At 39.8% G+C, this 13,846-nt stretch carries 14 protein-coding genes; 11 read left to right on the top strand and 3 right to left on the bottom strand.

The annotated features are described in order from the left end of the window. Positions 1-40 precede the first annotated feature (40 nt). Both HC725_RS03545 and glyA read left to right on the top strand, forming a co-directional pair. Positions 41-439, top strand: a complete 399-nt coding sequence (locus HC725_RS03545) for an MliC family protein (RefSeq protein ID WP_190330405.1) — start codon at positions 41-43, stop codon at positions 437-439. A 482-nt stretch (positions 440-921) separates the two neighbouring features. Then, positions 922-2,172: a serine hydroxymethyltransferase gene (glyA, locus tag HC725_RS03540; RefSeq protein WP_190330404.1), complete on the top strand. Its 1,251-nt coding sequence runs from the start codon at positions 922-924 to the stop codon at positions 2,170-2,172. A gap of 251 nt (positions 2,173-2,423) precedes the next feature. Here the strand turns inward: glyA and HC725_RS03535 are convergent, their stop codons facing one another. Next, on the bottom strand, positions 2,424-2,753 hold the full coding sequence (locus HC725_RS03535) for a hypothetical protein (protein WP_190330403.1): 330 nt from the start codon (positions 2,751-2,753) through the stop codon (positions 2,424-2,426). 209 nt (positions 2,754-2,962) lie between these two features. Between HC725_RS03535 and nrdR the strand changes: the two genes are divergently transcribed. The 9 genes from nrdR (at position 2,963) to HC725_RS03490 (ending at position 9,636) form a co-directional block, all read left to right on the top strand. Next, on the top strand, positions 2,963-3,412 hold the full coding sequence (nrdR, locus tag HC725_RS03530) for a transcriptional regulator NrdR (RefSeq protein WP_190330402.1): 450 nt from the start codon (positions 2,963-2,965) through the stop codon (positions 3,410-3,412). Between the two features lie 72 nt (positions 3,413-3,484). Next, positions 3,485-4,642 carry a bifunctional diaminohydroxyphosphoribosylaminopyrimidine deaminase/5-amino-6-(5-phosphoribosylamino)uracil reductase RibD gene (gene ribD, locus HC725_RS03525; RefSeq protein ID WP_190330401.1) on the top strand — a complete coding sequence of 386 codons (1,158 nt, stop codon included), beginning with the start codon at positions 3,485-3,487 and terminating at the stop codon, positions 4,640-4,642. A gap of 11 nt (positions 4,643-4,653) precedes the next feature. Beyond that, positions 4,654-5,313: a riboflavin synthase gene (locus HC725_RS03520; protein ID WP_190330400.1), complete on the top strand. Its 660-nt coding sequence runs from the start codon at positions 4,654-4,656 to the stop codon at positions 5,311-5,313. Between the two features lie 62 nt (positions 5,314-5,375). Further along, the gene (gene ribBA / locus HC725_RS03515; RefSeq protein ID WP_190330399.1) at positions 5,376-6,488 is read left to right on the top strand and encodes a bifunctional 3,4-dihydroxy-2-butanone-4-phosphate synthase/GTP cyclohydrolase II; all 1,113 of its coding nucleotides are present in this window, start codon (positions 5,376-5,378) and stop codon (positions 6,486-6,488) included. 132 nt (positions 6,489-6,620) lie between these two features. Then, positions 6,621-7,088 (top strand): 6,7-dimethyl-8-ribityllumazine synthase, encoded by a 468-nt coding sequence (ribH, locus tag HC725_RS03510; protein WP_190330398.1) that lies wholly within the window; start codon positions 6,621-6,623, stop codon positions 7,086-7,088. Positions 7,089-7,109: 21 nt separating this feature from the next. Further along, positions 7,110-7,577, top strand: coding sequence for a transcription antitermination factor NusB (gene nusB / locus HC725_RS03505; RefSeq protein ID WP_190330397.1), 468 nt, complete (start codon positions 7,110-7,112; stop codon positions 7,575-7,577). A 120-nt stretch (positions 7,578-7,697) separates the two neighbouring features. Continuing rightward, positions 7,698-8,732, top strand: a complete 1,035-nt coding sequence (gene thiL, locus HC725_RS03500) for a thiamine-phosphate kinase (RefSeq protein WP_190330396.1) — start codon at positions 7,698-7,700, stop codon at positions 8,730-8,732. A gap of 25 nt (positions 8,733-8,757) precedes the next feature. Next, entirely contained in the window at positions 8,758-9,270 is a 513-nt protein-coding gene (gene pgpA, locus HC725_RS03495; RefSeq protein ID WP_190330395.1) for a phosphatidylglycerophosphatase A, read from the top strand. Positions 9,271-9,285: 15 nt separating this feature from the next. Further along, complete coding sequence (locus HC725_RS03490; RefSeq protein ID WP_190330394.1) at positions 9,286-9,636, top strand: putative quinol monooxygenase; 351 nt, start codon at positions 9,286-9,288, stop codon at positions 9,634-9,636. A 118-nt stretch (positions 9,637-9,754) separates the two neighbouring features. Here HC725_RS03490 and HC725_RS03485 read toward each other — a convergent pair whose 3' ends face one another. After that, positions 9,755-11,785, bottom strand: a complete 2,031-nt coding sequence (locus HC725_RS03485) for a sensor domain-containing diguanylate cyclase (protein WP_190330393.1) — start codon at positions 11,783-11,785, stop codon at positions 9,755-9,757. 146 nt (positions 11,786-11,931) lie between these two features. Beyond that, positions 11,932-13,827 carry a 1-deoxy-D-xylulose-5-phosphate synthase gene (gene dxs / locus HC725_RS03480; RefSeq protein WP_190330392.1) on the bottom strand — a complete coding sequence of 632 codons (1,896 nt, stop codon included), beginning with the start codon at positions 13,825-13,827 and terminating at the stop codon, positions 11,932-11,934. Positions 13,828-13,846 lie beyond the last annotated feature (19 nt).

Below are 13,846 nucleotides of genomic sequence, written 5' to 3'. Positions count from 1 at the left end.
TGTAATGAACGTAATCACAATCTTTTAGAGAGAGCATTAAATGAAGTCTTTATCATTATTGAGCTTACCTTTGCTATTACCTGCGGGTTTATTGCTGGCTGGCTGTACAACGGTTGTTGAACCAGCCGCGACGCCTAAAACATCCACTTCGGTTAATGGCGTTGAAGTGACGAGTGTTGTTTATGAATGTTCAACTAAGCTCACAGATAGCGAGTCCCAAGGGAAATTTGAAAGCCATTTTTTAGTTGAGTATTTTAGTCAAGATAAAGTGATGTTAGTGACGCGAGAAGCCTCGTACCCATTAATTCGAATTGAAGCTGCTTCTGGGGAAAAATATGCATCGGTAGAGGGTGCAGAAGAATTTTGGAGTAAAGGTGATAGCGCTATGATCAAAGTGAATAATATTCGCTATACACAATGTGTCATCAAAAAAGATTAGAATTAGGCATTATTAATTAAGAGCATTCTTTATGTGCATTTTTTAGGCGCATTAAAAATTAACTTGGCAACTTTATCCATTAATACGAAGTTTAGTGCTTAGTTTTACTCAGCTTCGTCTGGTTTTGTTGTTAATGACTGGTTAATCGATGTTTTGTATTTGTTGTGGGTTTGATCGTGTTGGTGGGCACTGCTATTTGATTCATCGTGCTTTTTTTCTTCGATATGAGTATTTCTTATGCGAAGTATTAAATTTTTGCGTGAAGAAATTAGACATTGCTACTTTCTGATTTTGAACAAATTAGGTAGAATGGCGGCCATATAACACGGTGACGTAAACGTTTGCGTAAGTGGTTGATAGTTTATACCCAGAGTCGACGATATAACCATAAACTATTTTTATTAGCGTAAGATTGTTAACTTTGAAGTTAAGAGACTTATGTTTTTTGGGAACTTTCAGATTATCTGAGTTAGGAGATACAAATGCTTAAACGTGACATGAACATTGCGGATTACGATGCAGATCTATTTACTGCGATTCAGGAAGAAACACTTCGTCAAGAAGAGCATATTGAACTTATTGCTTCAGAAAACTACACCAGCCCACGAGTAATGGAAGCTCAAGGTTCTCAGTTAACTAATAAATATGCCGAAGGTTACCCAGGTAAGCGTTACTACGGTGGTTGTGAGTTCGTAGATAAAGTGGAAACACTTGCTATTGAGCGTGCCTGTCAATTATTTGGTGCAGAATACGCAAACGTACAGCCTCACTCTGGCTCTCAAGCAAACAATGCTGTTTACATGGCATTATTAAATGCAGGTGATACGGTTCTTGGTATGAGCCTAGCTCACGGTGGCCACTTAACTCATGGTTCTCCAGTAAATTTCTCAGGCAAGCTTTACAATATTATTCCTTACGGTATTGATGAAGCAGGTCAAATCAATTATGAAGAAATGGAAGCACTTGCCATTGAACACAAACCGAAAATGATTATCGGTGGTTTCTCGGCTTATTCTCAAATTTGTGATTGGGCGCGTATGCGTGAAATCGCAGACAAAGTGGGCGCTTACTTCTTTGTTGATATGGCTCACGTTGCTGGCTTAATTGCAGCAGGTGAATATCCAAACCCAGTGCCACATGCGCATGTTGTCACGACAACCACGCATAAAACACTAGCGGGCCCTCGTGGTGGTTTAATTCTGTCTAACGCAGGTGAAGATCTGTATAAGAAATTAAACTCAGCAGTATTCCCTGGTGGGCAAGGTGGTCCATTAATGCATGTTATCGCAGCAAAAGCGGTCGCGTTCAAAGAAGCATTAGAACCAGAATTTAAAGCATACCAAGCTCGCGTTGTACTTAACGCTAAAGCAATGGTTGCTGAGTTTATTGCTCGTGGTTACAACATCGTTTCAGGTTCTACTGAAAACCACCTGTTCCTAGTTGATTTAATCGATAAAGACATCACAGGTAAAGAAGCAGATGCAGCGCTAGGTTCAGCTAACATTACAGTTAACAAGAACTCAGTACCGAACGATCCACGTAGCCCGTTTGTAACTTCAGGCATTCGCGTTGGTTCTCCTTCTATTACTCGTCGCGGTTTCACAGAAGAAGATGCGAAAAACCTAGCTGGCTGGATGTGTGACATTCTTGACAACTTAGGTGATGAATCTGTGATTGCGGCAACTAAAGCAAAAGTATTAGAAATTTGTAAGCGCAAACCTGTTTACGCATAATATTGCTTTATAAAAAGTAATAATTTCTTAATAAATATAAACCCAATATCTTCGGATGTTGGGTTTTCTTTTGGGTATAGAAAGTAGACATTCGTCATCCTAAAATCGTGAAACGAATGGTTTAGGTACACACCCTTGTCGTTATTCAGAATGACGAGCGGTGTGGTAGTCATCTTTATTTGAGTATAAAAAAACGCAAACCTAAATAAAGATTTGCGTTCTTTGTTCATATCAACAGAATTTGTCGACTATTAATCTTTCTTGTTGATGCTGATCATCGAGCCAGATTTACATTTGAACATGTAATAACGGCTGCTTTCGTTAAACTGACCAAGACCACCACCAGAGCAGTAAGATGCGTTTAAGTCTTGCATTGTATCTAATGTTTTTGCGTTATCCATTGCAAACTTAGAACTATCTGCACAAACGATACGTACTTTACCGTCATCACTAGTAGAGAAAACTTTTACTTCGGTATTACAAAGTTGGAAAGACGCATCTAAGTAATTGTCTTCTTGAGTGGTAGATGAACAACCTGAAACTGCTAATACTAGCAATCCAGCTAATGCTAAATATTTCATTTTATTACTTCCTATGTGCATCTGTAGATCCGAAAACCTAACTTTGATTATAAATGTGGATGATGACGAGGTAGTCATCTTGCAAAATGTGTATTAAGTGTAACCGTATAACGTGCTTAGCTCAACATTAAAGCCGTACACATTGTCGCTAAGCGTACACATTTCGGATAAACTAGAATACATAACAAATGAGGATTAAAGGAAGGGATATGCATTGTCCATTTTGTTCTGAGAATGATACTAAAGTGATTGATTCTCGCTTGGTTGCCGATGGTCATCAGGTGCGCCGCCGCCGCCAATGTTTAGCTTGTAGCGAGAGGTTTACGACGTTTGAAAGCGCTGAACTTGTGATGCCAAAAGTAATTAAAACCAATGGTAATCGTGAACCATTTAATGAAGATAAAATGATTGGCGGATTGCAACGTTCATTAGAAAAACGCCCAGTCAGCGCTGATGCTGTTGAGCTTGCGATCAGTCATATAAAATCACAGTTACGCGCAACCGGTGAGCGTGAAGTGCCCAGTGAAATGGTGGGTAACTTAGTGATGAATGAGCTTAAAACATTAGATAAAGTGGCTTATATCCGTTTTGCCTCGGTATACCGTAGTTTTGAAGATATCCGTGAGTTTGGTGAAGAAATCGCGCGTTTAGAAGATTGATCTTTGAATCACAAAGCTAGCCGAATATCGCATTAAAATCGATGACGAGTAACCATTAAATTAAAGGGTAGTATGTCTTTTTCAAATTTTGATCATCAAATGATGTCACGCGCATTGCAGTTGGCGAAAAAAGGAATATACACCACTGCGCCAAACCCCAATGTAGGCTGTGTGATCACGCTAGGTGAGAGCATTGTTGGTGAAGGTGCGCATTTAAAAGCAGGTGAACCACATGCCGAAGTTCACGCGCTTAGACAAGCTGTCGATAATGCAAAAGGCGCGACGGCTTATGTGACGTTGGAGCCTTGTTCTCATTTTGGTCGTACGCCACCGTGTGCAGCTGCGCTTATTCAAGCACAAGTAAGCCGTGTTGTTTGTGCAATGCAAGACCCTAATCCTCAAGTCTCGGGTCGCGGAATTCAAATGCTGCGTGATGCAGGAATTAAAGTGGATGTTGGTTTATTAGAAGGTGATGCCATCGCATTAAACCCAGGTTTTATTAAACGAATGAAGACGGGAATGCCGTTTGTTCAGCTAAAATTGGCCGCGAGTTTGGATGGTAAAACAGCGTTAAAAAATGGCGAAAGTAAATGGATTACAGGCTCTAAAGCTCGCCAAGATGTTCAAGTCTTTCGTGCTAAAGCTGGCGCGATATTATCCAGTAGTAAAACCGTACTTGATGATAATGCTAGTTTGAATGTTCGTTGGAATGATTTACCAGAATCGGTTGCTCTATCTTATGCTGAACCTACTGTGCGCCAACCGATTCGGATTATTTTAGATAGAAATAACAGTATTAATAAAGTAGATGTAAACACGTTAAATTTACTGAAATCCGATGGTGATCTCTTATTGGTTGTAGGACAAAAAAGTGACACCAAGATCGTCTCATCACCGAAGAGTAAGATTGAATCTATCCAAGCGCCATTAAATCCACATCATCAATTTGATTTATCCCTATTATTAAAGCAGCTTGCGAACGAGCATAATATTAATCACATTTGGGTTGAAGCGGGCGCAACGTTGGCGACCAGTTTTATCGAGCAAGGCTTGGTGGATGAACTCATTGTGTATTTATCCCCTAAATTAATGGGCACTGATGGACGAGGCTTGACTCAAATTACGGGTTTAGAATCGATGCAAGATACGATTGACTTAACGGTTAAAGATTGTCGCATGGTCGGTGATGATATTCGCTTGATTGCGACACTCAATTCAACATCAAAATAGAAAGAGATCTTATGTTTACAGGTATTGTTGAAGCAGTTGGTACGATTACTGCCATTATCCCAAAAGGTGAAGATGTCACCATCACGGTCGACTCTGGCAAGCTGGATATGTCTGATGTGCAATTAGGCGACAGTATTGCGACGAATGGTGTGTGTTTAACCGTAGTACAGTTTGATAAACGTAGCTATAGCGCCGATTTATCATTAGAAACGTTAAAGCGTACTGGATTTACTCAGTATCAAGTGGGCGACAGCGTCAATCTTGAAAAAGCTATGTTGCCATCAACGCGTTTTGGTGGGCATATTGTTTCAGGACATGTTGATGAAGTCGGCACTATTATTGAGCGCCAACCCGTTGGCCGAGCCGTAGAATATTGGGTTCAGGTGCCGAGTCACTTATCTCGTTATATCGCTGAAAAAGGTTCTATTACCATTGATGGTATTAGCCTAACGGTTAATGATGTGCGTAAAGACAGCTTTAAGATAACTATCGTGCCTCACACTTCGGCTGAAACAACAGTCGATAGCTTTGTAGTTGGGCATAAAGTTAATCTAGAGGTGGATATTATTGCCCGCTATTTAGAGCGATTGATTTCAGGTAAAGCTCAAGATGAATCGACACCAGAATCATTAGTCACTATGGATTTACTACAAAAAAATGGTTTCGCTTAAGCTGACCAGTCGTAATTTTTCAGTTTGCGGTAAAGTTAATTTCAAAGTTAAAGGATTTCACTATGGCAATTAGCAGCTCAAAAGACATTATTGAAGATATTCGTTTAGGCAAAATGGTTATTTTGATGGACGATGAAGATCGTGAAAATGAAGGCGACTTAATCATGGCTGCCGAGCATATCACGCCTGAAGCAGTAAACTTTATGGCGACTCATGGACGTGGTTTGATTTGTTTAACATTGACTAAAGAGCGTTGTTCTAACCTAGGTTTGCCACCAATGGTACAAGATAATAACGCACAATATACGACTAATTTTACGGTTTCTATTGAAGCTGCTGAAGGCGTTACGACCGGAATTTCAGCGGCGGATCGCGCCGTCACTGTACAAGCTGCTGTAGCAAAAAATGCGAAAGCGGCAGACTTGGTTCAGCCTGGACATATTTTCCCACTTGCGGCTCAGGAAGGCGGGGTATTAACTCGTGCTGGTCATACTGAAGCGGGGTGTGATTTATCGCGTTTAGCTGGGTTAGAGCCTGCATCTGTAATTGTTGAGATTTTAAATGAAGATGGCAGCATGGCGCGTCGTCCAGATCTTGAAGTATTTTCCGAAAAACATGGCATTAAATTGGGCACTATTGCCGATCTTATTGAATATCGCAACAACACCGAAACCACGATCGAACGTGTTGCCGCATGCCAATTACCTACAGAGTTTGGTGATTTTGAATTAATCACTTACCGCGACACAATTGATAATCAAATCCATTATGCTTTGAAAAAAGACTCAGTAAATAAAGAGCAAGCACCGTTAGTGCGTGTTCACTTGCAAGATACTTTTACCGATTTATTACACTCTAATCGTGCTGCTGATCGTAGCTGGAGTTTAGATTGTGCTATGAAGCGAATTGGAGCAGATGGTGGTGTATTGGTGGTCTTAGGCAATGAAGAATCTTCAGAGTCGATCATCAATAAAGTAAAAGCATTCGAACAACAAGATAATGCAGCAGCGCCTGTGATGGCGAAAAAACAAGGTACATCTCGTCGGGTTGGGGTTGGCTCTCAAATTCTTGCGGATTTAGGTGTCACTGATATGCGCTTATTATCTTCTAGCTCAAAGCGTTACCATGCACTTTCCGGCTTTGGATTGAATGTTGTGGATTATGTAACGGAATAGAGCAAAGACAAACAAAGTGGTTTTAGGTTATAAAGCCAAAAACTAGCAATAATTACTCATAGATATCGGTCACAGATTTGTGATAGAATCCGCCGATTCTCACTCTACAGAAAAACAGTTTAAGGATAACTTATGAAAGTAATCGAAGGTGATTTCTCAGCACCGAACGCAAAAATTGCGATCGTGATTTCTCGTTTTAATAGTTTCATCAACGAAAGTTTACTTTCTGGAGCGATTGATACGTTAAAACGTCATGGCCAAGTTGCTGATGATAATATTACCGTTGTTCGTTGTCCTGGCGCCGTAGAACTACCATTAACTGCACAATATGTTGCAAAAACGGGTAAATACGATGCGATTGTTGCTCTTGGTACCGTGATCCGTGGTGGTACACCGCACTTTGATTACGTATGCAGTGAGTGTAATAAAGGTTTAGCACAAGTGTCTTTGGAATATAGCCTTCCAGTTGCATTTGGCGTATTGACTGTTGACACCATCGATCAAGCGATCGAACGCGCTGGCACCAAGGCTGGTAATAAAGGGCAAGAAGCGGCTCTTAGCGCACTAGAAATGATCAACGTTTTAAATGAAATTCATTAATTTTTTGCAATCTAATTCCTAATGGGGGCTCGCGTGAAACCAGCCGCACGTCGTAATGCACGTCAATTCGCACTACAAGCGATATATTCTTGGCAAGTCACAAAAGAAAATGTGGCAACAATTGAACATCAGTTTCTAACCGGTGATAAGTATGATGAAGAAGAACATCATGCTAAAGAACCGAGCCTAAAAGCACCAGAAACGGATGTGGCTTATTTCCAAGATTTGTTGTCTGGTGTTGTGAATTCCAACATGGAATTAGACAGCAAGTTACGTCCATATTTATCTCGTCCGATGCAAGATTTGGATATGATGGAATTGGCATTACTTCGCCTTGCAATGTATGAAATGACTAAGCGTGATGATGTTCCGTATAAAGTTGTGATTAATGAAGCGATTGAATTGGCAAAAGTATTTGCTGCTGAAGATAGCCATAAGTTCATTAACGGTGTACTTGATAAAGCCGCGCCGCACGTACGCAAAAAATAAAATATTCATCGTACCTTAATTATCTTTAGGTCTAATGTTGAATTAAATAAACGAAAGGTCAGCCATGTGCTGACCTTTTTTGTATAATCAATTTAACGTTTTATATTAATTAGAGTTTGTATGTCTGGTGAGTTTAATTTAATTGATAAGTACTTTGCGCATCGTCAGGAAAATCGACCGGATGTGCAACTTGCGCTTGGCGATGATTGTGCTTTATTAAGCGTACCTTCGGGTTATCAATTGGCTGTCAGTACCGATACGATCGTGCTGGGGACTCACTTTCTAGCAGATGCTGATCCTGCTGATGTTGCTTATAAAGCTTTGATGTCGAATATTAGTGACTTAGCTGCCATGGGGGCAATACCTGCTTGGCTATCCATGGCGATTAGCATGCCCAAGTTTAATCAAAAAACAGAAGATAACTCATGGTTTAATGAGTCTTGGCTTGTCGAGTTTTGTGACAGCATGTTTGCCTTAGCGGATGAACATGATTTGCAATTGATTGGAGGCGATACCACCAATGGCCCATTGACGATAACGTTCACTATTCAAGGTTTTGTTCCTCAAGGAAAAGCGTTAACCCGAAGTGGTGCGAAAGTTGGGGATTGGTTATATGTGAGTGGTAATTTAGGAGACAGCCAAGCGGGTTTAGATGTCATTCTTGATCATTCTAAATCGATACGACCATACGCTCAGTATTTAGTAAAACAACATTTTCGCGCCGATTCTCGTATTGCTTTTGCTCAATCTTTGTTAGGTTTGGCATCCAGTTGCATTGATATTTCCGATGGGCTTATTTCCGATCTTAAACATATTCTTAAATCTTCCAATGTGAGTGCTAACGTCAATATCGATGCTTTGCCGGTATCACAACAGGCTACCGCATTTTATGGTGATATAGCGCAAGCACAACAGGTTGCGCTAAGCAGTGGTGAGGAATACGAGTTGTGTTTTACCGTATCGCCGCAGCATAAATGCCAACTGGAAACGTTAGTGAATCAAGATGAAGGAAATGTTGGGAATGCTTACTGTATTGGCCAGATAATTGAAAATACCAATGTTGCTGAAAATGAAATTCAACTTTTTAAACATGGCCAATTGCTATCAAAACAAGATAACGCATGGCAACTACGAGGTTTTGATCACTTTGAATAACAATAACAATAAATAAGGTAATGATATGTCACAACCGAAAGATGGAATAAACCCAAAATCTCGCATTAAGCTTTCTAACCCTTGGCATTTGTTAGCAGTCGGATTTGGTAGTGGTTTATCTCCTATTGTGCCTGGAACAACGGGAACTTTAGCGGCAATTCCATTTTATTTTTTGATCGTTCAACTGCCGTTGATGGGATATTTTTTAGTCGTATTATTGGCCGCTTTAGTGGGTATTACGATTTGTCAAAAAGCCTCTGATGATATGAAAGTACATGATCATGGCGCGATTGTATGGGATGAATTTGTTGGGTTTTGGATCACCATGAGTATTGTTCCCATGCTTGGTTTACCTATTTATGATTGGCACACTTTATTGATAGGTTTTGTTTTATTTCGGGCTTTTGACATGATTAAACCGTGGCCGATTATTGTACTTGACCGCAGAGTGCATGGTGGTTTTGGTATTATGGTTGATGATGTACTGGCTGGGATTATGGCTGGATTTAGTTTGTGGCTAATTGTGGTCTATTTTTGAATAAAGGAAAAATACATGTCTAAGAAAGTTTATTGTGTGGCACAGTTTCAACCTAAAGCGGGTAAAGAAGATGAATTGTTTTCGATTCTACAAGCATTAGAGCCAAATACATTACGCGAGGATGGATGTATTCAATACGTTGTGACTCGTCATCGCAGTAGCCCATTTGCGGGTGGAGAAAGTTACCCGATCGCTTTTCATGAAATTTGGGCCAATAATGACGTATTTGAAGCTCATTGCCAGCGTAAGCAAATTTCAGATTTCTTTCAGCAACAATGTGTAGCAGAAACAGGTTTAGTTGAAAAATCGAATGTGGCTATTTATAGCGATGAGCCTAATGATTTTGATGCCCCTAAGAACCTTTGATACGCCTAAGTTTTGATGCGTCTAAAGTGTCATTATAAGCCAGCTGAAACACTCAACACATCAGTGAAAACACTCGTTTCTGATGGTGTGTTGAGTTATTCATAACGAGTGTATTGATTCACTCATTATTTATCATAATAACTTTATTCCTACCTTGATTCTTGGCTTGATAAAGCGCCATATCAGCTAATTTTAAAATTTGGTCAATATTGATATTAGCTTGAGTACCAATAGTAATACCAATTGATACAGTAAATTGAAGATTTTTATTTACGTTAATTTCAATTTTATTACTTTGTATGATATCCCGTAGCTGATTACCTAACGCTAAGCTTTGCTGTTCTGATAACCCGGTAGTGAGCAGTGCGAACTCTTCCCCTCCTAAGCGTGCAAAAAGTACATTCTCAGTGATGTGGTTTTGTATTAATTCAGCTAGCTTTTTCAATACCATATCGCCAATATCATGACCATGTTGGTCATTAATGGTTTTGAAATGGTCAATATCTAACATCAGTAATGTAACTTGGGCAGAGGTCTTCTGGGCTTGATGCAGTTTTTTATCTGCAAGTTTAAAAAAGTGGCGACGATTACTTATGCCGGTTAATACATCTGTATGGGCGATATAGTGGAGCTCTCTTTCTAATGCAATTCTATCGGATATATTGAATACGGAATTTCTCGCCACCACAAATTGACCTTGGCTCATGACTGATTTAGCTGCTATAGACGCAAAGAAGGTTTCTCCATTTTTACAAACTATTTCAAGCACTAAGTTATCAATATTCTGACCGTATTTTAGTTGTGATAAAAATTGCTCAAATACAGAGAGGCTTGTTTGCGTTAAAAATTGACTAAAGTGTTGACCTATAACTTCTTCTCTTGAATAGCCTAACCAATTAAGCTCTGTATTATTAACACGAGTAACATACCCTTGGCTATTTAAGCTGTGATATCCACATGGCGCATCTTCATATAAAGCACTCAATTCTTGGTTAATTTGCTTATGATAAAATCTTTGTTTTTTTCTGGATATGGATAAATAAACGAGCAGCAATAAAATTGAACATAATGATAAAGTTATAATTATAATTATAATTATACCGCTGGGTTTAAAAAAGAATGATTGAGCATTAATCGCCTCATTTGAGATGAAGACAATTAATTTCCAGTCGGTATTGTGCTGTGATTCTTCTGTTACATGTAAAACTTGTAGATTATTGCGGTGGGTTAAACTTAAACTCGACTTTTTAAAGTTAAAAGGTTGAAGAGATTCGTAGCGAAATAAACCATCTTGAGTTTTTAGCGTACCACTTTCATTGGTGAGTATTGTTTGTGCCGCATTAGGATATGATTTTTGTAAGGTGCGATCTAAATTACCAAGCGACTCACCCCATTCGTTATGTTTGTCATGGCTGCTTATCCAAAATCCTTTTGCATCAATTAGCATACCTTCAGCCGATAAGCGTAATGCCATTTGTTGTTTAAATGACTTTAAAATATCGTTTGGAAGATAGTTTAATATCATTAATCCAGCGAGTTGATTTTGATTATTCATTACGGGTGTCACAAAACGTAATACTGGTTGAAGGGGATACTCAATTTTGCCTTGTTCTTGGTTGAGATCCATTTTTGATACAAATACTTCACCCGCTTTAAGTTTTAAACCTTGTTGAGTGTAATAGCGGTCGGCTTTATTTTGTAATTCACTGAGGGGAACCACACTAGATTGCTTCCCATCATAATTAATACGAATTATTTCATGGCCAGTATTATCTAATAGCCTTACTTGTCCAAAATGTTTAAACGTATTCGCCAAGTTTTCAAGTAGACCTTCTAGCACAACTCGGTTGGTATCTGATGGAGTTTGGATAAACTCTGATGTTGACTTTGAATTAACCGTCATTTGTAGCAAGACTAATTGCTCATACATTTCTTTTTTAAGTAATTGAGTGGTGGTTGATACAAAAGCCTCTTCTTGATCTAAGAGGTGTTTCCTTAGATCTTGTTGATAATTTTGAAAAATAAGATATCCAATTGAAAATAGTATGCAGAGCAAGATGAGAAGCATCCAACTAAAGCGCTTGAACGTGTTGAGTAAGAGAGGGTATTCAGTTGTGGATGATTCTATTGAAGGTGCTTGATTTTGCATAATAACCACAATCTAGAGAGTTAGAATGTGATTATAAGCACTGGAAATGTAAAATAAAAGTTAATCAACCTAGTCTCTGTATTTTTAAATGCGTAACCCGATGTCTGTATCATTTTTGACAATGAGTTACGCATTTTTTATTTGAGTTAACTTTTTAAATAAGTATTAATTTGTTTCTCTATTCCAGCGGTATCTAAACCTAGATCTGCATATAATTCTGTCTGTGTTCCTTGTGAGACAAACTCATCAGGTAAACCTAATTGTAATACTGGTTTGAGTAATTTGTTTTGCATCATGAACTCAATCACACCTGAACCTGCACCGCCAGCAATGACGTTCTCTTCTAAAGTTACCAATACATCATGGCTATTTGCTAGCGTACGGATCAGCTCTTCATCAAGTGGTTTGACAAAACGCATGTCTGCGACCGTGGCGTTAAAAGTTTCAGCCGCTTTTATTGCTTCGGGGAGGAAGGTGCCAAAACAAAGAATGGCAACTTTAGGATTCGTTTCTGGTTGGTCTTGAGAGGTACCACTGTGGCGAACAATACGACCTTTACCAATTTCTAATGCTGTCATATTTTGTTCTATTTCCACCCCGCAGCCATTACCTCTAGGGTAGCGAACCGCACTTGGTCCTTGATGCATGTGCCCTGTATAGAGCATTTGGCGGCATTCATTTTCATCACTTGGCGCCATGATCACCATATTCGGAATACAGCGCATAAAGCTTAAATCAAATGCGCCTTGGTGAGTTTGACCATCAGCGCCAACCAAACCAGCGCGGTCGATAGCAAACATCACAGGTAAATTCATGATTGCCACATCGTGGATCATTTGATCATATCCACGTTGTAAGAAGGTCGAATAAATTGCCACAATGGGATGATGACCAGAAATTGCCATGCCTGATGCCAGTGTCACCGCATGTTGCTCGGCAATGGCGACATCAAAATATTGTTCTGGGAATTCTTTAGAAAAGCGCACCATGCCAGAACCTTCACGCATAGCAGGAGTGATCGCCATTAATTTAGGATCAATAGCCGCCATATCACATAAGAAGTCACCAAATATATTTGAGAAGGTTGGTTTACCACCGCTGCTTTTTGGGAGTGAGGTTTCCTGTGGGTCAAACTTAGGAACGCCATGGTAACCAATCGGATCTTTCTCCGCAGGTTCATAGCCTTTGCCTTTTTTGGTCATCACATGTAAAAACTGCGGACCTTTCAAGTTGCGCATATTTTTCAGAGTTTTGACTAGTTCATTAACATCGTGCCCATCAATAGGACCAATGTAATTAAACCCAAGCTCTTCAAACATAGTGCCGGGTACGACCATGCCTTTTAAATGCTCTTCAGTACGACGCACCAATTCTTTGATTGGTGGAACGTTAGATAACACTTTTTTCCCGCCTTCACGGATCGAGGTATAAAAGTTACCAGTGAGTAATTGTGCTAAGTGATTATTCAGCGCGCCGACATTTTCAGAGATCGACATTTCATTATCATTGAGGATCACCAGCATGTCCGAGTGGACATCACCTGCGTGGTTCATCGCTTCAAATGCCATGCCAGCTGTGATCGCGCCATCGCCAATAACACTGACGACTTTACGGTTTTTGCCTTCTTTAGCTGCGCCAATTGCCATGCCTAATGCGGCGCTGATGGATGTTGAAGAATGGCCAACCGATAAAGTGTCATATTCGCTTTCTTCACGCCATGGGAAGGGGTGTAGCCCTCCTTTTTGACGAATAGAAGATAAGCGATCACGGCGACCCGTTAAAATCTTATGCGGATAAGCTTGATGGCCAACATCCCAAACCAGTTGGTCAAAAGGGGTGAGATAAACATAATGTAGGGCGACGGTCAGTTCAACCGTACCTAGACCTGAAGCTAAATGCCCACTAGATTGGCTAACTGAATTGAGTAAATAGGTACGCAGCTCATCACATAATGGCGATAAGTTTTCTTTTGGTAACGAGCGTAATTCATCTGGTGTATTGGCCAGTGCGAGCGTTGGGTATTTAGAAATATCAAGGGTCATAAGGTATTAGCGCTTATTG

Source organism: Vibrio sp. S17_S38 (assembly GCF_014694375.1).
GTDB lineage: Bacteria > Pseudomonadota > Gammaproteobacteria > Enterobacterales > Vibrionaceae > Vibrio.
Note: the sequence above shows the minus strand (reverse complement) of the source record. Positions and strands in the feature narration are given on the sequence as shown.

What these genes read in the sequence shown, in the direction of transcription:
- HC725_RS03545 (WP_190330405.1), top strand. Translation starts at nt 41, where the DNA reads ATGAAGTCTTTATCATTATTGAGCTTACCTTTGCTATTACCTGCGGGT.
- glyA (WP_190330404.1), top strand. Translation starts at nt 922, where the DNA reads ATGCTTAAACGTGACATGAACATTGCGGATTACGATGCAGATCTATTT.
- HC725_RS03535 (WP_190330403.1), bottom strand. Translation starts at nt 2,753, where the DNA reads ATGAAATATTTAGCATTAGCTGGATTGCTAGTATTAGCAGTTTCAGGT.
- nrdR (WP_190330402.1), top strand. Translation starts at nt 2,963, where the DNA reads ATGCATTGTCCATTTTGTTCTGAGAATGATACTAAAGTGATTGATTCT.
- ribD (WP_190330401.1), top strand. Translation starts at nt 3,485, where the DNA reads ATGTCTTTTTCAAATTTTGATCATCAAATGATGTCACGCGCATTGCAG.
- HC725_RS03520 (WP_190330400.1), top strand. Translation starts at nt 4,654, where the DNA reads ATGTTTACAGGTATTGTTGAAGCAGTTGGTACGATTACTGCCATTATC.
- ribBA (WP_190330399.1), top strand. Translation starts at nt 5,376, where the DNA reads ATGGCAATTAGCAGCTCAAAAGACATTATTGAAGATATTCGTTTAGGC.
- ribH (WP_190330398.1), top strand. Translation starts at nt 6,621, where the DNA reads ATGAAAGTAATCGAAGGTGATTTCTCAGCACCGAACGCAAAAATTGCG.
- nusB (WP_190330397.1), top strand. Translation starts at nt 7,110, where the DNA reads ATGGGGGCTCGCGTGAAACCAGCCGCACGTCGTAATGCACGTCAATTC.
- thiL (WP_190330396.1), top strand. Translation starts at nt 7,698, where the DNA reads ATGTCTGGTGAGTTTAATTTAATTGATAAGTACTTTGCGCATCGTCAG.
- pgpA (WP_190330395.1), top strand. Translation starts at nt 8,758, where the DNA reads ATGTCACAACCGAAAGATGGAATAAACCCAAAATCTCGCATTAAGCTT.
- HC725_RS03490 (WP_190330394.1), top strand. Translation starts at nt 9,286, where the DNA reads ATGTCTAAGAAAGTTTATTGTGTGGCACAGTTTCAACCTAAAGCGGGT.
- HC725_RS03485 (WP_190330393.1), bottom strand. Translation starts at nt 11,785, where the DNA reads ATGCAAAATCAAGCACCTTCAATAGAATCATCCACAACTGAATACCCT.
- dxs (WP_190330392.1), bottom strand. Translation starts at nt 13,827, where the DNA reads ATGACCCTTGATATTTCTAAATACCCAACGCTCGCACTGGCCAATACA.